This window comes from Flectobacillus longus (assembly GCF_030056705.1).
GTDB lineage: Bacteria > Bacteroidota > Bacteroidia > Cytophagales > Spirosomataceae > Flectobacillus > Flectobacillus longus.
The window spans coordinates 1-20884 of sequence record NZ_JASHIC010000024.1 but is presented as its reverse complement, the minus strand read 5'-3'; the positions used below and the strand labels follow the sequence as shown (position 1 = coordinate 20884).

General features: G+C 37.5%; 15 protein-coding genes. 7 read left to right on the top strand and 8 right to left on the bottom strand.

Annotated features, from left to right (window positions below; all coding sequences use genetic code 11):
* Positions 1–146 precede the first annotated feature (146 nt).
* Positions 147–1718 carry a Na+/H+ antiporter gene (locus tag QM491_RS17700; protein ID WP_283328899.1) on the top strand — a complete coding sequence of 524 codons (1572 nt, stop codon included), beginning with the start codon at positions 147–149 and terminating at the stop codon, positions 1716–1718.
* A gap of 58 nt (positions 1719–1776) precedes the next feature.
* On the opposite strand, the gene QM491_RS17695 is transcribed toward QM491_RS17700, so the two are convergent.
* From QM491_RS17695 to QM491_RS17670, 6 genes are all read right to left on the bottom strand, one after another.
* Positions 1777–2955 carry a HupE/UreJ family protein gene (locus QM491_RS17695; protein WP_283328898.1) on the bottom strand — a complete coding sequence of 393 codons (1179 nt, stop codon included), beginning with the start codon at positions 2953–2955 and terminating at the stop codon, positions 1777–1779.
* Between the two features lie 249 nt (positions 2956–3204).
* The gene (locus tag QM491_RS17690; RefSeq protein WP_283328897.1) at positions 3205–4611 is read right to left on the bottom strand and encodes a DUF3500 domain-containing protein; all 1407 of its coding nucleotides are present in this window, start codon (positions 4609–4611) and stop codon (positions 3205–3207) included.
* 240 nt (positions 4612–4851) lie between these two features.
* Positions 4852–5919: a fatty acid desaturase family protein gene (locus QM491_RS17685; RefSeq protein WP_283328896.1), complete on the bottom strand. Its 1068-nt coding sequence runs from the start codon at positions 5917–5919 to the stop codon at positions 4852–4854.
* Between the two features lie 146 nt (positions 5920–6065).
* The gene (gene rlmN / locus QM491_RS17680) at positions 6066–7127 is read right to left on the bottom strand and encodes a dual-specificity RNA methyltransferase RlmN (protein ID WP_283328982.1); all 1062 of its coding nucleotides are present in this window, start codon (positions 7125–7127) and stop codon (positions 6066–6068) included.
* 331 nt (positions 7128–7458) lie between these two features.
* Positions 7459–7983 (bottom strand): CvpA family protein, encoded by a 525-nt coding sequence (locus tag QM491_RS17675; RefSeq protein ID WP_166550875.1) that lies wholly within the window; start codon positions 7981–7983, stop codon positions 7459–7461.
* Positions 7984–8055: 72 nt separating this feature from the next.
* Positions 8056–8505, bottom strand: coding sequence for a GatB/YqeY domain-containing protein (locus QM491_RS17670; RefSeq protein WP_166550876.1), 450 nt, complete (start codon positions 8503–8505; stop codon positions 8056–8058).
* A 378-nt stretch (positions 8506–8883) separates the two neighbouring features.
* Between QM491_RS17670 and QM491_RS17665 the strand changes: the two genes are divergently transcribed.
* On the top strand, positions 8884–9609 hold the full coding sequence (locus QM491_RS17665) for a pyridoxine 5'-phosphate synthase (RefSeq protein ID WP_283328895.1): 726 nt from the start codon (positions 8884–8886) through the stop codon (positions 9607–9609).
* A 284-nt stretch (positions 9610–9893) separates the two neighbouring features.
* On the opposite strand, the gene QM491_RS17660 is transcribed toward QM491_RS17665, so the two are convergent.
* On the bottom strand, positions 9894–10256 hold the full coding sequence (locus tag QM491_RS17660; RefSeq protein WP_166550878.1) for a hypothetical protein: 363 nt from the start codon (positions 10254–10256) through the stop codon (positions 9894–9896).
* A 344-nt stretch (positions 10257–10600) separates the two neighbouring features.
* Between QM491_RS17660 and QM491_RS17655 the strand changes: the two genes are divergently transcribed.
* The 4 genes from QM491_RS17655 to QM491_RS17640 all read left to right on the top strand — a co-directional run bounded on the left by QM491_RS17655 (position 10601) and on the right by QM491_RS17640 (position 16022).
* Complete coding sequence (locus tag QM491_RS17655; protein WP_283328894.1) at positions 10601–11806, top strand: acetyl-CoA C-acetyltransferase; 1206 nt, start codon at positions 10601–10603, stop codon at positions 11804–11806.
* A 43-nt stretch (positions 11807–11849) separates the two neighbouring features.
* Positions 11850–14021, top strand: coding sequence for a 3-hydroxyacyl-CoA dehydrogenase NAD-binding domain-containing protein (locus QM491_RS17650; protein WP_374761266.1), 2172 nt, complete (start codon positions 11850–11852; stop codon positions 14019–14021).
* Between the two features lie 293 nt (positions 14022–14314).
* Positions 14315–15004, top strand: coding sequence for a carotenoid biosynthesis protein (locus tag QM491_RS17645; protein WP_283328893.1), 690 nt, complete (start codon positions 14315–14317; stop codon positions 15002–15004).
* A 139-nt stretch (positions 15005–15143) separates the two neighbouring features.
* Positions 15144–16022 carry a MerR family transcriptional regulator gene (locus tag QM491_RS17640; RefSeq protein ID WP_283328892.1) on the top strand — a complete coding sequence of 293 codons (879 nt, stop codon included), beginning with the start codon at positions 15144–15146 and terminating at the stop codon, positions 16020–16022.
* A 371-nt stretch (positions 16023–16393) separates the two neighbouring features.
* Here the strand turns inward: QM491_RS17640 and QM491_RS17635 are convergent, their stop codons facing one another.
* Positions 16394–17419 carry a DUF3089 domain-containing protein gene (locus QM491_RS17635; protein WP_283328891.1) on the bottom strand — a complete coding sequence of 342 codons (1026 nt, stop codon included), beginning with the start codon at positions 17417–17419 and terminating at the stop codon, positions 16394–16396.
* A 223-nt stretch (positions 17420–17642) separates the two neighbouring features.
* Here QM491_RS17635 and QM491_RS17630 point away from each other — a divergent pair, with 223 nt between their 5' ends.
* Entirely contained in the window at positions 17643–20738 is a 3096-nt protein-coding gene (locus tag QM491_RS17630) for a TonB-dependent receptor domain-containing protein (protein WP_283328890.1), read from the top strand.
* Positions 20739–20884 lie beyond the last annotated feature (146 nt).

Here is a 20884-nt window from a genome sequence, read left to right as displayed (position 1 = left end):
TTATTGCTGTTATTATAAGCATTCTCATGAGTTTTTTGTAGATTAGAAAGAGATTTGAGACATAAAAGCTCAAAAACAATGTAAATACACACCCTAGTACCTTTTCTCTAATATCCAAACCTAAAAGTAAATCAAGCCCTACAAGCATGTTACATCATTTTCCTTTTTATTTATCCTTAATTTTACTCATTATCATTCTGATTATTGTCGCCGACCGAATCAGAGTGGCGTATCCTATTTTATTGGTATTAGGCGGACTTGGTTTAAGTTTTATTCCAAGTGTTCCTGACATCGAAATTGACCCTGAATTAATCTTTATCATCTTTTTGCCACCGCTATTATCCGAAGCAGCATGGTCTATTTCGTGGAAAGAACTTTGGAAATGGAGGCGGATTATTACCAGTTTTGCCTTTCTAATTGTATTTCTCACAGCCTTTGTCGTGGCGCTTGTTGCCAATAGCTATATCCCAGGTTTTTCTTTGGCATTGGGTTTCTTGTTAGGAGGTATTGTGTCGCCACCCGACGCTGTAAGTGCAGGCGCTATTATGAAGTTTGTACACGTTCCAAGTCGTTATCAATCAATTATTGAGGGTGAAAGTTTATTAAACGACGCCTCAAGTTTGATTGTATTCCGTTTCGCTTTAATTGCTGTAGGCACAGGGCAGTTTATTTGGCATGACGCTATTTTGAGTTTTGGCTGGATGGTATTTGGAGGTATTGGAATTGGTTTGGCAGTAGCTTATGGCTTTTTTAAAGCACACCGTTTATTACCAACCGATGTCAATATGGATATTGTATTGACGCTTGTGGCTCCTTATATGATGTATATCGCGGCTGAAACGGTACATAGTTCAGGAGTTATGGCTGTGGTAAGTGGAGGCTTATTTTTGGCACAGCGAAAGCACCTTTTCTTAAATAGTAGCGGGCGTATCAAAGGTTTTTCGGTATGGGAAAGTCTTTGTTTTGTACTTAATGGTTTAGTATTTATGATTATTGGTCTTGCACTTCCCACCATTACAAAGGGACTAGGAAACGTAAGTGTAAATGAAGCGATAGGTTATGGCGTATTAATTACCGTGGTGTTGATGGTAAGTAGAATTTTATCGGCGTATGGTGCAGTAGTCACTACGCTCATAGCTCGAAATTTTATTACCGTAGCCGAAAAAAGAAATCCTGGGTATAAAGCGCCATTAGTCATTGGTTGGGCAGGGATGCGGGGTGTGGTATCTTTGGCGGCAGCACTTTCGATTCCTGAAACGCTGGAAAATGGGGCACCTTTTCCACAACGCAATTTGATTTTGTTTATCACTTTTATCGTGATTTTGCTAACGTTATTGCTTCAAGGATTGACTTTACCTATTTTGATAAAGAAAATCAATCTTTTGCGAGACAACGAGGTTTTGCCTGGCGAATCTCATTATCAGGATATGTATCGTAGATTAACCAACCAAAGTCTTGATTATTTACATGCTAATTATGAAGAGCAAATTACAAGACAACCTATTCTGAAAAAGATTGTGGAAAAATGGGAAGAAGAAGGCAAAGAATTTGATAATATTCGCCTCGACCAAGAATGTAAACTGGTATATGTAGATATGATCAATCACCAGCGAGAGTGGCTTCGAGAGTGGAACAAAGACCATGAAGTAGACGAAGGTATCGTTCGTCGTCATTTATATCGTTTGGACTTAGAAGAAGAGAAATTGAAGTATAGATAATAATTTTAGTTGAGCGTTTTGTTTTTATTCTATTAAAAACAAAACGCTCAACTATCGCCTACTCAATTATTCTTTCAACCATCCAGCTTATTGCCATTACAATCATTATCACTGCCCCAATTTGACGAAAAATGGTATAGTATCGAGTTTGAGAAAGTAAGAGTAATAGAGGAAATATTACTAAAATAATACATAACTGCATCAGTTCGATTCCTATATTAAAGCCCAAAATACTTAATACCATTTGTTTGACTGAAAGCTCCAAATTAGTCAAAGTTTCGGCAAAAGCCATCCCATGAATTAGCCCAAAACTTCCTGCAATTAAGATTTCTCTTTTAGGGTAAAGAGGTCTGAACGCATGTATTGCAGAAATCAAAATCGTAATAGCAATACAGACTTCAATAGGTTTTACGGGTAAATTTAACCATTGCGAAGCACCCAATAGCAGGGTTAATGAATGCCCAATGGTAAAGGCTGTGACTATTTTAAGTAATGTCAATGTGCTTGGTTTGAACCCTTTATAAGCGCCCCATTTTTTATCTTCAACCATAAGCATCGCTGGCAATAACAAGGTCAAAATAAACAAAATATGATCTGTGCCCTCTGCAATATGGTCAATACCCAGCACTATCATATTCTTGAAGCCTTGCCAAGTACTACCTTGTTGTAAGCTTACTTGAAAAACAGGTATCTTACCACTTGGAACGTCCAGAGCTATTATGCCAATTTGTTGTAAAGTTGAATCTTCCGAAACCAAACCTTGTTGCCAATCTTCTTTAATATTTACTAAAATCTGGTGACTCGCTACTTGATGCAAAATCACATCATAGTCAAAGTAGAAATTTCGTAAATCATAATGCTCAGGAGGCACCATCGAAAACATCACAATCAACTCTCTATAATCGCCCGTTGCTCGATTGGCTTTCTCCTCAGTTACCCACATTTTCCCTAAGGTTACAGTCCAAGCTTTTCCATCAAAGCTTCTTGGACGAATATGTGCCATTAAATAATGACGAAGTGTATCACCAAGGCGTTCTACCAAGTGCTCCGAATGGTCGTCAACTCCCATACCAATAGCTGATTGGAGCTCGCCTAAGGGTAATTGTATTTCTCCAGAAATACTTTTTTCATGCACCTTGAGTACCACCATCGAGCTTGGCATAGGATGCCCCAAAAGCTGGATGCTCGTAAGAAATGCTATGAAAAGGTATATATATTTAAGATTAACGGACGACATAAGTAAAAGTGGCGAGTTTAGGAATATTAAGTTTAAGTTAGTGGGCAAAATAAAATTTAAGATTATGCTTGGGGCTTTCAGGTAACGGCTTTCGGCGGTGGATTTTGGAAAAAGCATGGCTGTGGGTAATAAAAAACATTTTAACACTCTGTGCCTTGTGCCTGTTGCCTAGTGCCTAAACACATAACTTAAATCTTATTCTGCACGATTACTTAAGTATTAATGCAATTTTACATTCAGCACTAATACTTAGTTGCTACCATAATCAGCTTTTCTATCTCTCCAAACTGAGTGAGGGTGATTCGCAGTTTTGACGATTATACCGCCTTGCATCGAAAACTCAATCCATACATTCGGGCCATCAATTAATACATAATCACCTTTGGTGGTCAAGTCTGTTGTACCATAATACGAAATATAGGTATCAGCAATATCCGCTTTGTATTTAGCATAAATGGCAGCTGAGGCTTTATCATCCAAATCATCTGTATATGTTTTGATAGCAGCCAACACCAAGTCCTGTTGTGCCGAAGTCAAGTTTCCAGCTTTTACGCCTGTTTTGGTCGTTGGAAATTTATCATCCTGAGCTGGTCCTAAAATCAAATCATTTTGTGCTGCAGAACGTTTTGCTGTGGTCAATTCAGTCGAACTTAATCCTTTTAACATATTTGATAAAGTTGTTAATTCTTGTTGAATAGGATTGTAAGTCACGGTTTTCCAAGTATAGGTAGGAAATGGCTCAGTAGAACGGAAAGAAGGTGTACCTCCTGTCATTTTTCCACCATTGTAAGTATAAATGATCGTACCGTGGTGCCCACCTATCTGCAAGCACCAAAGTCCTGTAGTACTAGGTGTGCCTATAAAGGCAACATAATAATTGCCCGAACCATAGTCAGAGCCTCCTCCAATAGAATTTAAGTAATCGTCTGCCGCCAAAATACCTAAATACTCCGCATTGCCTTCACTAGTTACAGAACTGGTTGCCACTTTAAGAAGGTTGTAAAAAGCTGTCCATTGAGCAGTACTAAATGTACCCGACTGTAATCCTGAACGACCACGATACAACCCTTCAGGTAGATTTGACCATTTTTGGGCATGAGCTTTGTTGTAGGTATCTTGTAATGAGGTGATTTGAGTAGAAGAAAGTGTAGCCTTGAATGCCTCTGCCATAGCTACAATATTAGTAATATCGGTATCTACAGACCATACTGTCCCTGTACCGTTTGATCCTGAAGATGAACCTGAGCTAGTAGTATTAACTGTTAAGGAAAAAGTACAGGATTGACCCGCCACTGTAATAGCAAAACTCGCGGTGCCACTTGTAGCTGGTGTTCCTGTAATGGCAAAAGTCACAGAACCTGCACCCGAAGCTAATGTTCCTGCTGTGAGGGTAGCAGTCAAACCCGTTACTCCCGTCGATGCAACAGCCGTACCAGTAGCATAAGCTCCTCCATTACCGCCAGTATATGGTACGGTGGCAGTTCCTGTAAAAGCTGTTCCTGCTACAGGCGTTGCCGAAAATGTTGTAGACGAGCAGTTTAAAGTAGAGATAGAAGCTGTAGCTGAAGACGAAACTACGGATTCGTCTTGTTTGCAGCTTATGGCTATCAATGTGGTAAATAAAATTGCACTGGCAATCGTGATTTTGAATTTCATATCCTTGATGGGTTTTGATTGATTACAATACTTGTGACTTGCGGATATGAGGATTCGTTATTGAAAAATAAGTGATTAAATGTGAAAAGGAAAATTCTGTAGGTGAATCGCCCAAAAGAAGATTTTGTACGACAAACTATCTATTTTAATAGACCATTATAAAAGTAAAAGTCCATTGCATCAAAATTGATACAATGGACTTTCTATAATCAAATTGAGTTATCAATAACTCGCTATTACTTATGCAACACCTACTTGTTTCAAATAAGTTACATGAGATCTCAATGCACTCAAAACACTTGGATACTCAAGGTATTCTATACCAAATTGTTGACAAGTTTCTCTTACCAATTCATTGATTTTGGGATAGTGAATATGGCTAATTTTAGGAAAAAGGTGGTGTTCTACCTGAAAATTAAGACCTCCAGTAAACCATGAAACAATTTTGCTACGAGTAGCAAAGTTAGCTGTAGTTTGAATTTGGTGAATCGCCCATTCTACATTAATCTTAGACGTTTCTTCATCTGGCATAGGAAAGCTTGTATGCTCTACAACGTGTGCCAACTGGAATACTACCGCACTAACAAATCCACAAACAAAGGCAATAACAAAATAGCCAATCATTGCATCTACAATTCCCAAACGGTAAATAGGTAATACTACAAAAACTGCCACATAGGCGATTTTTGTAATCCAGAAAATAAGATGTTCTTTGGTATCCATCTTTCTGAATTTTGTTTCGCCTACTTTTCCTGTAAAATATTTTTGAAAATCTTGCCAATAAATCCAAAGCAAATACGTCCAACCATACAAAAACACCCAATAAATATATTGGAAACGGTGAAACCAATATTTTTCCTGAGTTGAGCTTACACGAATCCAAGGCTTAATATCAATATCATCATCCATACCATCAATATTAGTAAATGAATGATGATTGAAATTGTGTTTAAATTTCCACAGATACACACTTCCGCCAATCATATTCAGCGAATACCCCATCAATTCATTTACCCATTTGCGCTCCGAAAAGCTTCCATGAGCACCATCGTGCATGATGTTAAATCCAATCGCAGCCATATTAAACCCTAATAAAGCCGAAAGCAAAATAGACAACCAAGCAGTTGGCGTAAAAAACACCAAAATCAAATACAACGCAACTGCACTCGCAAGTAGGGTTGTTGATTTGAAATACAACTTGTAATTACCTGTTGGCTTAATCTGGTTTGTTTGAAAATAATCGTTTACTTTTTTGCGTAACGCATTAAAAAACACACTGTTTTTGTTGTTGAAACTTACTTTTTCCATTGAGATGGTTTTCTTGTATAATCGATTCTAAATCCCTCATAAGGGGTATTATCTTCAAAGATTATAGGGTTAGTGTTGAATATTAACTAGTTGTTGATTTTTTTTGTTCAAAAAATTTGTACTAAATATGTGGTACTACAAATGTATTAATTTTCAGTCTTTTTTTTACCTGCTAATTGCCCACATGCTGCATCAATATCTTTTCCTCTCGAGCGACGCACATTTACAACCATTCCTTTTTCTTCTAAAAACTTCGCAAATTTTTCTAAAGTCAATGGATCGGTATTGGTATAGTTTGCTTCTGCGATAGGGTTATATTCAATAATATTGATTTTACATGGAAATTGCTTAGCAAATTGCCAAAGCTCTCTAGCATCTTCCAAGGTATCGTTGAAGCGATAAAACACAATATATTCGAGTGTAATTCTACTTCCTGTTTTCTTATAAAAATACTGCAATGCTTCTTTGAGTGCTTCTAAAGTATTACTCTCATTGATAGGCATGATTTGATTTCTCTTCGCATCATTAGCAGCATGTAAAGACAAAGCCAAGTTGAATTTTACTTCATCATCGCCGAGTTTTTTAATCATTTTAGCAATACCTGCTGTAGACACAGTTATACGCTTTGGCGACATACCCAAGCCTTCTGGCGAAGTAATATGTTCGATTGACTGCAATACATTGGTATAATTCAACAAAGGCTCACCCATACCCATGTACACGATATTGGTCAATGGGGTTTGATAATGCCCTTCTGCTTGGTCACGGATACGCACCACTTGGTCATAAATTTCGGCAGGGTCAAGGTTTCGCTTACGATCCATATAGCCCGTAGCACAAAACTTACAAGTTAAAGAACAACCAACCTGTGAAGACACACAAGCTGTCATACGGTCATCTGCTGGAATAAGTACGCCTTCTACCAGATTTTGGTCAAATAACTGAAACGAAGATTTAATCGTTTTGTCAGATGACACTTGTTTTTCAGCTACTGTAACCGCACGAATTTCAAAGTTTTCGTCCAATGTCTCTCTCATCTTTTTAGAGAGGTTTGTCATTTCATCAAAACTTTGTACAGATTTTTTCCAAAGCCACTCATATATTTGCTTGGCTCTAAATCCTTGCTCACCTTTTTCTACCAAAAACTCTTTAATTTGGCTAAGGCTCAGTTTTCTAATATCTTTTTTGTTAGCTACTACAACTTCCATAATAAACTTTATACTTAAATCGATATGAGTAAATATTAGCGCTATCATTTTGTGCCCACTTTCGACGGCACTCCACATTTCTAATTCAATGCGCTACTCATGTCTTTTGTGGCTACAACTACCCTAGGATAGTCTAGTTTTAATAAACAAGTGATTGATTTTGCAAAGGTACGACTAATTTTTATGGGATTGATATTCAGAGAGGTAGTTAAATATAATGATTTATCGCATTTTATGGATTCATTGTATTTTTTTAAAAACTTATAAACAATTGCTATACAGTTTTTTACAATTTAATAACATTCTATTAGTTTGTTGTGGGAAAACAATCTTAGGATTTATGTGGCTCACTAAACCTCTTGATTTGTGTAGGGACTTTATCCACAGCTTTTTCTATAATTGAAGGAGCAAATGGTTTTACAATGGGTAATAAATAGTAAGGACCTTTCTCATTTTTGGGAGGAATCTGCATACCTATTGCTGAGCCAAGCCATAGGATAATACTAATACCAAAAGCCCAAGTCATGCCACCAACCAACGCACCTACCAAGGAATCAAACTGCCCCAATACCGTTGCTTTGATAGATTTGCGAAGTACCCAACCTAATTTGTTGATAAGATACACAATCGGAAAGAAGACCGCTCCAAAACCAACATAGGGCAAAACTCTATCTGTTACCTTGCTAGTCATATAGGGCGATAACCAGTCCGAAGCTACACCTAGCGTTTTGAAGCCAATAATGACAGAAATAATAAAAGCCAAAATAGAAATTACTTCAATAATAATACCTCGTTGGTAGCCAATAAAAGCTCCCCAAAGGATTGGAAGAAGTATAAAAATATCAATGACTTTCACGAAATAAAAGGTTGAAAAACTGTTGATTTTGAGTAAATGTATCAAAATCAACAGTCGAAAATTTAAGAAAAACTATCCTAAAAGCGCTTTTACTGTAGCAGAAATAACTTTTCCATCTGCCAAACCTGCCAATTCTTTGGTAGCAACGCCCATTACTTTACCCATGTCTGAAGGTGCAGAAGCACCTACACGAGCAATAATCTCAGACAATTTTGCTTTTAATTCTTCTTCTGTTAATTGTTTTGGCAAAAATTCTTCAATTACAGTCAACTCTGCTTGTTCTTTTTCAGCCAAATCGTTGCGACCTTGCGCCACGAATACTTCCATTGAATCTTTACGTTGTTTGGCTGCTTTTGTCAAAATTTTCATTTCAGCATCTGTAGTCAATTCGCCTGTACTGTTGCCTGATGTTTCTTCTAATAAAATCAAAGATTTGATGGCACGAAGCGCTCTCAAACGATCTTGATCTTTGGCACGCATGGCATCTTTGATACCACTTTCGATATTTGTTTTTAGTGACATGGTTCTATTTGATAAATAATTGTTTTAAAATTAAGGGGTATTAGCTGTAAGCATTAGGCTATAGGCTAACTAATGGTTTAGTATTAATGCAAAATAAAATTGCCTTAATACGCATTAAGCTGTAAGTCGTAGGTATTAGCCAAAGGCATATCATCAACTCTCTCTTATTGACCCGAAAACCGATAGCTGAAACCCAATACCCAAAATACTGTTTCTTACTTTTGAACAAAAATCATCCGCAAAACATTTCCATAACAGGAGCTATGCTATAACTTCACAGAAATTTTGTACAGTTTTTACAAAAATACAAAACTATTCAATCATTCACCATTACTCTCGACATTCAAGCACTTTTGTCGAGCATTGCTTTTGAATACTATGACTAAACTTAGTGTAAATATCAACAAGATAGCTACCATTCGCAACTCCAGAGGTGGCAACAATCCTAATGTAGTTAAAGTAGCTATGGACTGCGAACGATTTGGTGCAGAAGGCATTACCGTACACCCTCGTCCCGACGAGCGCCATATTCGTTATCAGGATGTGTATGATTTAAAAGAAATCATCACAACAGAATTCAATATCGAAGGTAACCCTACCGAAGGTAAGTTTGTAGAGTTAGTGTTGGCAACCAAACCTACTCAAGTAACGCTCGTACCTGATGCACTTGGTGCTATTACTTCCAATGCAGGCTGGGATACAATTACGCACAAAAGTCGCTTACAAGATTTAATTGCGATGTTTAAAGAAGCTGGAATTCGTACATCAATTTTTGTGGATGCTGACGAGCGCATGGTTGAAGGAGCTAAAGAGACGGGCACTGACCGTATTGAGCTTTATACTGAGCCTTATGCTGAGCATTATATACAAAACCGTGAAGCAGCTATTAAAGATTTTGTAAGTGCTGCCCAAGTTGCCAATCAACTAGGTTTGGGTATCAATGCTGGACATGATTTGAGTTTGGAAAATCTTCGTTACTTCCAACAAAATATTCCTAACCTGTTAGAGGTATCTATTGGTCACGCTTTAGTGTGCGATGCACTCTATTATGGACTCGAAAATACGGTGCAATTGTATCTAAGAGAGACAAAGGCAATAGATTAAAGAAAAGGTGTCGAGGCTTTACTTGACACCTTTTCCATTTAACATCAATTTTCAGCAACTATAAAATAAATTAATAATTCAACCATTGACTTTTGTCAATATATGTTGCGACAAATAAATTTGTATTTACTAAATAACTAATCACAAAATTGTTGAACCAACTTGCTTAGTGGCGGCTGAGTAAAGGGTTAATTAAAATTGATACAACTTCTGACAAACTAAACAAACTTATTGTACAAAGTGGCGGCTTTGGATAATTGTGTTCTGTCTTGTCAGAAGTTTTTTTATATCTCCTTATCGCCAAGCATTTCTTGTCCTTGTACGACTACTTTAATGCCAACCACATTTCCATCTTTTCTGATAAAAAATACAGCAGCGCCATAATTAGCTTCTTCAAATTCGTCATCTTGTTTTTTACTCAATTTGGTTTCAGGATAATCCCCTGCCAAAGCCACCAATGAGCCATTTTTATAATAAATCTTAATTTTAGGAATCTGGTCGTTGGCTTGCATTTTATAACTCCCAAAATAGTCTTTGAAACTCAATGAATCAGCTTGTACTGAAATAGTCTGAGAAATCGTCATGTCAGACAACTGAGCTGTAGGCTGTCCTACCGAAAGCAGTGAAGCGATAAGTAAATGATGCATGGTTAAAATGTTTGAGTTGATTAAGAAATTTGGGAAAGAAATCCTATACTATCAATTCATTTTCAAAGATTTAACAAGAACATAAATTATACTTTTTTCAACAGAATGATTCTTGGTATAAGAAGCAAGAATCATTTATCCACAAAAATTATACTCTTTGTTAAGCTCTTCTATACATAAATATCTAAAGAAGATTTTTCACCAACAAGATACCAAATTCTCTACAAAACTAAATTTATTATTAAAAAAATTACATAAAATTATTATGCAAGCATACCTATTTACTTTAACTTAGCATTGTTATTCTTCTCTGGTATTCAAATCATCAAAAACTAGCTTTAACTATGAACGAAGCTTATATCTATGATGCCGTTCGCACACCTCGTGGTAGAGGTAAGTCTGATGGCTCACTTCACGATATTCAACCTGTACAATTAGCGCAACAAGTATTAGAACAACTCCGCGACCGCAACCAACTTGATACTTCCTTGGTCGATGATGTGATTATGGGCTGTGTAACGCCTATTGGCGAACAAGGTGCTGATATAGCTCGGACAGCTGTTTTGGCTGCGGGTTATCCACAATCAGTCGCAGGGGTACAAATCAACCGTTTTTGTTCGTCAGGTTTGGAAGCTGTCAATATGGCTGCGGCTTATATCATGTCTGGTCAGCAAGAATTGATGATTGCAGGAGGTATCGAGTCAATGTCACGTGTGGCGATGGGTGCCGATGGTGGTGCAATGATGATGAATCCACAACTTATTGCAACCCACAAATTTGTTCCTCAAGGTATCTCAGCAGATTTGATTGCCACCAAATATGGTTACTCACGTCAAGCTGTTGACCAATTTGCGGTTATATCACAACAACGTGCAGCAATAGCTCATGCAGATGGACGCTTCAACCATTCAATGTTTGGGGTAAAAGATGAAATAGGAATTGAGGTGCTCAACTATGATGAAGGTATGCGACCAGATACCACAGTAGATGGTTTGGCAAAACTTCGCCCTTCTTTTGAAATGATGGGACAAATGGGACTCGACCAGTTGGCGCTGATGAAATATCCAGAACTTAATGAAATCAATCACGTACATCACGCAGGAAATTCCTCACAAATTGTAGATGGTTCAGCTGGAATATTGATAGGAAATAAAGCTATTGGCGAAAAATTGGGGTTGAAACCAAGAGCTAAAATTTCTGCCTTTGGGGTTTGTGGTTCTGAGCCTACAATCATGTTAACAGGTCCAATTCCTGCTACACAGAAAGTGCTCAAACGCAACGGGATGAACATTCAGGATATAGACTTATTTGAGATAAATGAGGCATTTGCAGCTATTCCCATGCTATTTATGGACGTTTTGGGAGTTGATCACAGCAAAGTTAACGTAAACGGAGGGGCTATTGCTTTGGGGCATCCACTTGGTGCTACAGGGGCAATCATTTTGATGACATTACTTGATGAATTGGAGCGTACGGGCAAAGGAACTGGACTTGCCAGCTTATGTATTGGAGGAGGTATGGGAATCGCCACCGTTATTGAGCGTATTTAGAGTTTGCTCTACAATACTTAAATGATGATTCAATTTCTATTTAATGACGACACAAATGATTACTATCAATATCCAAAACAATATCGCTGTCCTAGGCATTAATATTGCCAATCAGCCTATGAATGTGCTCAACAATGAATCTATTCCTGCATTGTCCGAAGCACTTGAAAAAGTGTATACCAATTCTGATGTTAAAGGAATTATTCTGACCTCTGAACGACCTGAGTTTATTGCAGGGGCAGATTTGAAAATGATTCTTCAAAATAATGGACGAGCACCAGAAGAACTTTTTAAACTTTCTATGAGTCTGAATACCATTTTCCGAAAAATGGAAACTAATGGAAAGCCTATAGTAGCGGCTATGAATGGTACGGCCTTGGGTGGAGGATACGAGGTTTGTCTTGCTTGCCATCATCGGGTTGCACTCAATAATCCAAAATCCATTATTGGATTGCCAGAAGTAACTATTGGCTTGTTGCCAGGTGGAGGCGGTACACAACGTTTACCCCGTATGATTGGAATGGAGGCGGCCGCGCCGCTATTGCTCGAAGGGAAAAGAGTTTCGCCTAAAGATGCTTTGGCTCTGGGAATGGTTGACCAATTAGCTGACTCACCCGAAGAAATGTTACAAAAAGCCGTAGAATGGATAGAAACTCATCCTATTGCTGTACAGCCTTGGGACGAAGTGGATAGAAAAACGGGTAAAATTAAAGCACGAGAAAACTTCAAAGTACCAGGAGGAAATGTCTTAACGCCTAAAGGTGTTCAGTTGATGATGGGCGGTACTGCCATGACTCTTGCCAAAAACCAAGGGAATTATCCTGCACCTATCGAAATTATGTCATGTGTGTACGAGGGTTTACTCGTCAATATTGACCGAGGCATTGTCATCGAAGCTCGTCATTTCGTAAAAGTAGCCAACTCGACAGTTGCTAAAAATCTTATCAGAACGACCTTTTTTGGACTCAACGAAGTCAATAAAGGAGCAGGAAGACCCAAAAATGTCCCACCAACGCAAATCAACAGTATCGGAATTTTAGGTGCTGGCATGATGGGCGCTGGTATTGCTTATGTATCGGCGTTGGCAGGTTTGAAAGTGGTATTAAAAGATACTTCACTTGAAAATGCGGAAAAGGGCAAGGATTACTCTCGTAAACTACTACAAAAAGGTATTGAGCGTGGTAAAATGACTGCCGAAAAAGCAGAGCAAATTTTAACGCTTATTCACACTACAGATACCTATGAATTACTTCAAGGTGTAGATTTGATTATTGAGGCGGTGTTTGAAAATCCCAACCTTAAGGCTAGTGTTACACAAGAGGCAGAAAAATTCTTACGAGAAGATGGCGTATTTGCTTCAAATACTTCCACTCTTCCTATTACAGAACTGGCAAAAGCTACCCAAAAGCAAGAGAACTTTATAGGTATTCACTTCTTTTCACCTGTAGATAAAATGCAATTGGTGGAGATTATCGTTGGTAAACAAACCAGTGAATATGCTCTCGCCATGGCAATGGATTATGTCAAGAAAATCCGCAAGACGCCAATTGTCGTAAATGACTCGAGAGGTTTTTATACTTCGAGAGTATTTAGCACTTATACTTCTGAAGGATTAGAGTTGTTAAAAGATGGCGTAAATCCTGTGGTAATTGAAAATGTGGCTAAGCAAATGGGCTTTCCTGTTGGACCATTGGCAGTTTCAGATGAGGTTGCGTTAGATTTGGCTTACAAAATTTCGCACGAGTCTGTACAAGCTGGCGTACTGTCGCCAGACGATACGGCGTATCAAATCAGTAAGCAGTTTACAGAAATGGGACGTTTAGGTAAAAAAGCCAAAGCAGGCTTTTATGAATACCCTGACCCATCTACAGGAAAGAAAAAGTATCTTTGGGAAGGATTATCTCAATTATTTCCCTTAAATTCAGTACAACCTTCAGCAGACGAAATCAAACAGCGACTTTTTTATCGTCAAGTACTCGAAACGGTAAAGTGTTTTGAAGAAGGCGTTCTAAGAACCCCACTCGATGCCGATTTGGGATCTATTTTTGCTTGGGGATTTCCTGCTTATTTGGGAGGAACACTTTCTTTTGTGGATACAGTGGGAATTGTGAATTTTGTAAATGAATGTGATAGGTTGGCAGATACCTACGGGGAGCGTTTTAGACCAACAACCCAACTTCGTGAAATGGCTAAAGCGAACAAAGGATTTTATTGATTTCTGATTAGAGATTTTTGAATGCAAATTTTCTTTATCAAAAAGTCATTTCTTCATTTCTCTATTTTTGATACACTTTTTTACCTTGACTAAATTTAAAATGCTAGGCTTTGGGATTTTCTCGAAGCCTACTTTTTTTATATACACCCAAATCGAGGAATATCGATGCGTTTTTTAAACCTTTCGCTGTAAGATATGTTAATCTAATAAAGGTAAGATCATATATTGATGTGAAACTTTTGTTCAACAACAATAATAAAAGTCTCGACTAGGCTTTTTGATTAAAAACATTTATGACGATAAGTTCAATACGACAATTACTCACTGAAAAATATACTAAAACGACCCAATTCATTTTAACACTCATGTACACAGTGGGATTAATTGGGTTACAGGTTCCAGTATTAAAGCCTATTTTCCAAGAACTATCGGCTTTTAACTTGTGGGTTTCGGCTGGATTATTATTAATTTTCCACCAAGATTTTCGTAAAAACTTTATCATTTTAGGTATCATTTGTTATTTGGTAGGCTATTGGATTGAAGTAGTTGGAGTACACACGGGTATTATTTTTGGTGTATATCAATATGGTACTGGCTTAGGGACAAAACTATTTAAAGTTCCGCTTGTTATTGGAACCAATTGGTTCATATTAGTGTATTGTAGCGGTATTTTCTGGGAAAAAATCAGAGAACATTTTAAGTTTTCTTGGCATCCCATTGTGCAAGGAATATTAATTGGGACTCTAATGACTAGCTTAGATTACCTCATAGAGCCTGTAGCAATAGCCTTGGATTTTTGGCAATGGGACAATAATATTATTCCTATTCGCAACTATATAGCATGGTGGATTATTTCTTCCATCTTAGGCTATTACTTTAGCACTAGCCAATTTCTTAAGCACAACCCACTAGCTATTTTGTTACTTGTCCTACAATGTTTGTTCTTTGCAGGACATACAATTTTATTTATGTTGAATAATTGAATTAATTTTGTTGAAAAGTAAAACCTTTTAATTGAACAAAGGTTTTACCTCTTACCGTTTGGATAAATATCTCAAGCAAAACTAGAATTCCTCTTTTTTTAGTTAAGGTGCTAGGGCAAAAAGACCAACAATACCAACCATGAGCAATTATTCTATCAAAGATCTCGAACAATTATCTGGCATAAAAGCACATACTCTCAGAATTTGGGAGCAACGATATGAGATTCTCAAGCCTACACGTACCGATACCAATATCAGGACTTATGATGACGTAGACTTGAAGCTCGTATTGAATATTGCCTTGCTAAAAGAACACGGATACAAAATTTCGGAAATAGCACAAATGAGTCCCGACTCTATGGCTCGTGAGGTGATGGTTATTTCGGATAAACAGATGAATTATCCTGACCAAATTCATGCCCTTACCATTTCGATGTTAGATTTGGATGAAGATCGTTTTGAAAAAATTATTAGTACTAATACCCTACAGTTTGGCTTTGAAAATATGATGGTAAACATCATTTATCCTTTCTTGAGCCGTATTGGTACTCTATGGATGACAGGCTCAATAGGTCCAGCACAAGAGCATTTTATCTCAAATTTGATTCGTCAGAAGATTATCGTAGCTATAGATGGACAATTACCATCATTGAAAATTGGGGCAAAAAAATATCTTTTATTTTTACCTGAAGGAGAATTACATGAAACAAGCTTACTATTTGCTAACTATTTAGTACGTGCACGACAAAACAAAGTGGTGTATCTTGGTCAAAGTCTTCCTTTCGAAGAACTCGTATTTGCCTACAATGTACACAAGCCCGATTATTTGTTTACTGTAATTACAAGCGTACCTGCACAAGATGAAATTCAAAAGTACGTCTATAAATTAGCACACACTTTTCCTAATACTAAAATCTTGATTACGGGCTATCAAGTTATCGGTCAAGACTTAGATTGCCCCGACAATGTTGAGATTCTGACACAGGTGAAACATCTTATTTCTTTTGCAGAAGAGTAGATTTTTAGTTTAACCATTAGGAATTAGCTCATGGTTTTTAAATAATAAATCAAAAAAGGCACAAAGCGAATAATCACTTTGTGCCTTTTTTGATTCATACCTAAGTATTAATGCAAAATAAAATTGCATTAATATGCTCTAAGCTATAAGCCGCAAGCATTAGGCAAAAAAGTTTCTATTACTTCCTGAGAAATACTATTTAACTTTTAGCCTAGAGCTTAATGCGGGTAAAATTTATTTTAATTTTGCCTACTAACTTAAGTAGTCGTGCAAAATTAAATTCAAGAAATTGATGAGATAAAATATTAGTAATCATAAAATTACACTCAAAACTCATCACTCACAATTCAGCACTCATACTTACTTATCAATTACTTTTCTCGCCAATAGTTTTCCACTCTATTTTCCACGTTTTCCCTGATATTTCCATAGAATAAATTGTAGTCAGCTCGATGCCAAATTTTGGTATTTAGCAAAAATCTACCTTTTACATAAGGCTTATTAATCCATAACATTCCTGCATGATTTTGAGCATCTACAGCTTTGGGTACAAAAGTAAATTTTAGCCCAACACCACCTTTACTCAAAGAACGAGGTGTAAACTCCTCATCAAGTTTCCATGTCAAGGGGTTGGTACTTACAGAAGTATTGAGTCCTTCGTTGTACCATGACGGATAATAATCTCTGGCATAGGTATTCCATGAAACAAAACAGCCTGTTTGGTCTCCATTCTCACATGCTTTGATTGACTCAAAAGTATTAGGCTGTGTAGCAATACCCACCAAATACGCTACTACAAATTGTTTCTGCAAAGGTTTTTTATCAAAAAACTCTTTTATCAATCTTTTGGCATGAACAGTACCTTGGCTATGAGAGGCAATTACAATGGGTCGTCCTTGATTGTAATGTTGAAGGTAATACTCAAAAGAAGCCTTTACGTCCGAATACGCCAAGTCCAATGATTTTACTTTATCATTCAAATTGTCAGTAACAAACGCATGATAATGTGCCTGACGATAACGAGGAGCATATACACGACCTGCCCCATTAAATACCGATGCCTGATTGAGTATGGTAGATTCATCTACTTTTTGATTCATATCAGCATCATTTACATCGGCATTCCATTCGGAAACACCTTGAGGCTTTTGAGTATAAATAGTAGGGTGAATAAAGAAAATATCCACCTTAGCTTGTGCCTGATTATCAGCAAAATCTGACTTCAGCGGCACTCGGTCGGCAGGATCATTTTTGTCAGGCAATGATGCCCAATGCTCCTTCAAGGCATAATTTGGCTTGGGAGGATTCGTATTTTCATTATAATGGCTCTGTATTTGATAAGGAACTCTTTGACAAGAAAGAATAAGCCATGCAAAAATCAGGAGGTAAAAACGCATAAGTTATCTTATTGTATGATTTTTTGAAAAATTTGTAAAAAAACCATTTTCATATTAACTAAATTCTCTAAACATTAGTTAGATTTACGAATCAAACAACTGTTTAGCTGAGAAGAGTTTAAAATCGTTTTGAAACACAAACGGCATAATTTTTAAACAATTGTAAATCTACAATTCTTTTTGAAGCAACCAGTTTTCGTAATCTTAATTCACTAAAAAACGTATGAACAAACTATCTACTACAATAAGACTGCTTACCAGTGTCTTATTTCTATTCTGTGCATTCACAAGCTTTTCGCAGACCATCATTACAGGTAAGGTTTTTGATTCTGCTACCAAAGAAAAGCTCATTGGGGTTAGTATTGCGGTAAAAGGAAAAGTGATTGGTACAATTACAGATGCCAAAGGTAATTTCTCTTTAAAAACGAATACTCCTGTTCCTTTTACAATTGCGGTATCAAGTGTGGGCTATGCCACGCAGGAGCTTAAAGTAACTGATAAAACTTCGGATTTTTCTGTTGCCTTAGAAGAACAAAACGTGATGGGACAAGAAGTGGTAGTTGCGGCTTCCAGAGTAGAAGAAAGTGTCATGAAATCGCCTGTTTCAGTAGAAAAAATGGACTTGAAAGCTATCCAGCAAACAGCTTCAAACAACTTTTATGATGGCTTAGCCAACTTGAAAGGCGTTGATATGGCTACACAAGGGCTGTTATTCAAATCTATCAATATGCGTGGGTTTGGCTCGACAGGTAACCCTCGTATTGTTCAGATGATTGATGGAATGGATAACTCTGCTCCAGGTTTGAATTTTGCAGTAGATAACATTATCGGTATGCCAGAGCTAGACGTTGAAAATGTAGAGGTATTGCCTGGTGCAGCATCGGCACTTTATGGCCCTAATGCTATCAACGGTTTGATTTTGATGAATAGTAAAAGCCCATTCTTATATCAAGGTTTGAGCGCAAACGTAAAATCGGGCGTTATGCACGCTAGCAACCGTAGCACAGCAACAACTCCTTTTACAGATATGTCAGTTCGCTTTGCGAAAGCTTTCAATAACAAAATTGCCTTCAAACTAAACTTCTCGTATATCCGTGCGAAAGACTGGGAAGCTACCAATTATGCCAACCTTAACTTAGGTGGCAATGCTGACCCTAGTCGTGGGGCTGGTACAAAAACTGATTATGATGGTATGAACGTATATGGCGATGAAATTCAAACAAACTTGAATTCATTGAATGCAGCATTGCCAAATGCAAACGTAAGCCGTACAGGTTATCTGGAAAAGGACTTAGTGGATAACAATACTAAATCTTTGAAATTTAATGGTGCTGTACATTATCGTTTAACAGAAAAAGTAGAAGCTATCGCTCAATTAAACTATGGCGAAGGTACTACGCTCTATACAGGTACAGGTCGTTATTCTTTGCGTGACTTTAATATTACACAAGCGAAATTAGAATTGCGTGGTGATAACTTTAACCTACGTGCCTATACTACTCAGGAGCGTTCAGGCGGTTCTTATACTGCTGGTTTGGCGGCTGTAGGTATGCTCAACGAAATCAAATCAAATACTACTTGGTACACCGAATATGCAGGTGCATTCTTACAAGCTCGTCAGGCTGGTGCGGCAGAAGATGTAGCTCACTTAGCAGCTCGTCAATTTGCAGATCGTAATATGCCAGCTCCTGGTTCGGCAGCGTTTAATACGTTGTTAGAAAAATACCGTAACCTTCCTATTACACAAGGTGGTGGTGCTTTTGCAGACAAGAGTAATATGTATCATGTAGAAGGTTTTTACAACTTTAAAAATGAAATCAAATTTTTAGATTTAACAGTTGGAGCCAACTTCCGTAGCTATGAATTGCGTTCGGCAGGCACTTTGTTTTCAGATATGAAAGAGGGAAGAAATGGCTCAATTTCTATTAATGAATATGGCGGTTTTATCCAAGCATCAAAAAATCTATTAAACGACCACTTAAAATTGACAGGCTCGTTGAGATATGACAAAAACCAAAATTTTGAAGGTCAATATACCCCACGTTTCTCTGCGGTATTATCACCTAGCCAAGACCATAACTTCCGTTTGTCATACCAAACAGGTTTCCGTATTCCTACGACTCAAAACCAATATATTGACTTAGCTACTCCAGCAGGAACATTGATTGGTGGGTTACCAGAATTTGATGCTCGTTATAAGTTAGCAACAGGTGTAACTCGTGAAACCCTAACTGCATTTGCTACAGATCTTGCAAAGAATGGTGCCAATTCAAAATACCTTACAGATGCAGTTAAAGCTGCCGCTGTACAATATGCAACAGCAGCAGTAACAGCTCAACTAGCAACGATTCAACAAGCAGTAATCGCAGCAGTTCAAGCGCAAGTAACAGCAGCCGTAACGGCTCAGGTACAGGCGGCAGTAGCCGCAGGGCAACTTCCAGCAGCTAATGCACCAGCAGCAATCCAAGCAGGAGTAACTCAACAAATGACTTCGGCTCCAGTACAAACTTTGATTCAGACAAATGTTCAAAATACAGTTAAGCAAAAAGTTACAGAAGTAGCTACTCAAGTTACACCTGCTTATGCTTTGGCGGCGCTACCTAAATACAAATCAAAACCATTGACGACTGAAAAAATTCAGTCGTATGAAATTGGTTACAAAGGCTTAATCGCAAAACGTTTGTTTGTTGACGCATCATATTATTACAGCGTGTACAAAAACTTTATTGGCGGTGCAACTATTGTAGTTCCTACAGCAGCGGCTGGCCCTGGCTTACCAATTGAATCAGGTTTGGGTAGTGGAAGTACTCGTGCTGGTTATTCAAGAGCAGCAAACTCTGATGAGGATATTACCATTTCAGGATGGTCAGCGGGCTTAAACTACTCATTGGATAAAGGTTATTCGGTAGGTGCGAATATCTCACACAACCAAATGAATAATTTCGTAGCTTCTACAGAAGTACCTTATGCAGGTTTTAACACACCATCATACAGTATGAAGTTTAATTTTGGGAAACGTATTACAAGTGGTAGCAAATGGGGATATAATGTTTCATTCCGCCACCAAGATGCATTTACTTGGGAGTCGAGCTTCCCGTTGCCTACAACAACTGATGTACCTATTTTCACAAATACTGTTGTTCCTGCTATTAATAACTTGGATGCACAATTTAGCTATAAAGTAGCGCCAATTAAGTCGATTATCAAAGTGGGTGCAACTAACCTATTTGGTAATCCATATTTCCAAGCGTATGGTAGTGCTTCGGTAGGTTCAACTTACTATATTGGTATTACTTTCGATGAATTATTGAACAAATAATATTTTGGTGAATATGAGTCATCTCATATTTAGTGATGAACTGTATTAAAAATCAAACTTTCAGGCAAATATTATTTTGTGAGCGCAATTTTATTTGCCTGAAAATCATTCTGAAACACAGTATTGTTTTTGACGATAGCGAAAGC

Bases quoted from the DNA above. Each gene is read 5' to 3' on its own strand.
- QM491_RS17700 (WP_283328899.1), top strand. From the start codon at position 147: ATGTTACATCATTTTCCTTTTTATTTATCCTTAATTTTACTCATTATC.
- QM491_RS17695 (WP_283328898.1), bottom strand. From the start codon at position 2,955: ATGTCGTCCGTTAATCTTAAATATATATACCTTTTCATAGCATTTCTT.
- QM491_RS17690 (WP_283328897.1), bottom strand. From the start codon at position 4,611: ATGAAATTCAAAATCACGATTGCCAGTGCAATTTTATTTACCACATTG.
- QM491_RS17685 (WP_283328896.1), bottom strand. From the start codon at position 5,919: ATGGAAAAAGTAAGTTTCAACAACAAAAACAGTGTGTTTTTTAATGCG.
- rlmN (WP_283328982.1), bottom strand. From the start codon at position 7,127: ATGGAAGTTGTAGTAGCTAACAAAAAAGATATTAGAAAACTGAGCCTT.
- QM491_RS17670 (WP_166550876.1), bottom strand. From the start codon at position 8,505: ATGTCACTAAAAACAAATATCGAAAGTGGTATCAAAGATGCCATGCGT.
- QM491_RS17665 (WP_283328895.1), top strand. From the start codon at position 8,884: ATGACTAAACTTAGTGTAAATATCAACAAGATAGCTACCATTCGCAAC.
- QM491_RS17660 (WP_166550878.1), bottom strand. From the start codon at position 10,256: ATGCATCATTTACTTATCGCTTCACTGCTTTCGGTAGGACAGCCTACA.
- QM491_RS17655 (WP_283328894.1), top strand. From the start codon at position 10,601: ATGAACGAAGCTTATATCTATGATGCCGTTCGCACACCTCGTGGTAGA.
- QM491_RS17650 (WP_374761266.1), top strand. From the start codon at position 11,850: ATGACGACACAAATGATTACTATCAATATCCAAAACAATATCGCTGTC.
- QM491_RS17645 (WP_283328893.1), top strand. From the start codon at position 14,315: ATGACGATAAGTTCAATACGACAATTACTCACTGAAAAATATACTAAA.
- QM491_RS17640 (WP_283328892.1), top strand. From the start codon at position 15,144: ATGAGCAATTATTCTATCAAAGATCTCGAACAATTATCTGGCATAAAA.
- QM491_RS17635 (WP_283328891.1), bottom strand. From the start codon at position 17,419: ATGCGTTTTTACCTCCTGATTTTTGCATGGCTTATTCTTTCTTGTCAA.
- QM491_RS17630 (WP_283328890.1), top strand. From the start codon at position 17,643: ATGAACAAACTATCTACTACAATAAGACTGCTTACCAGTGTCTTATTT.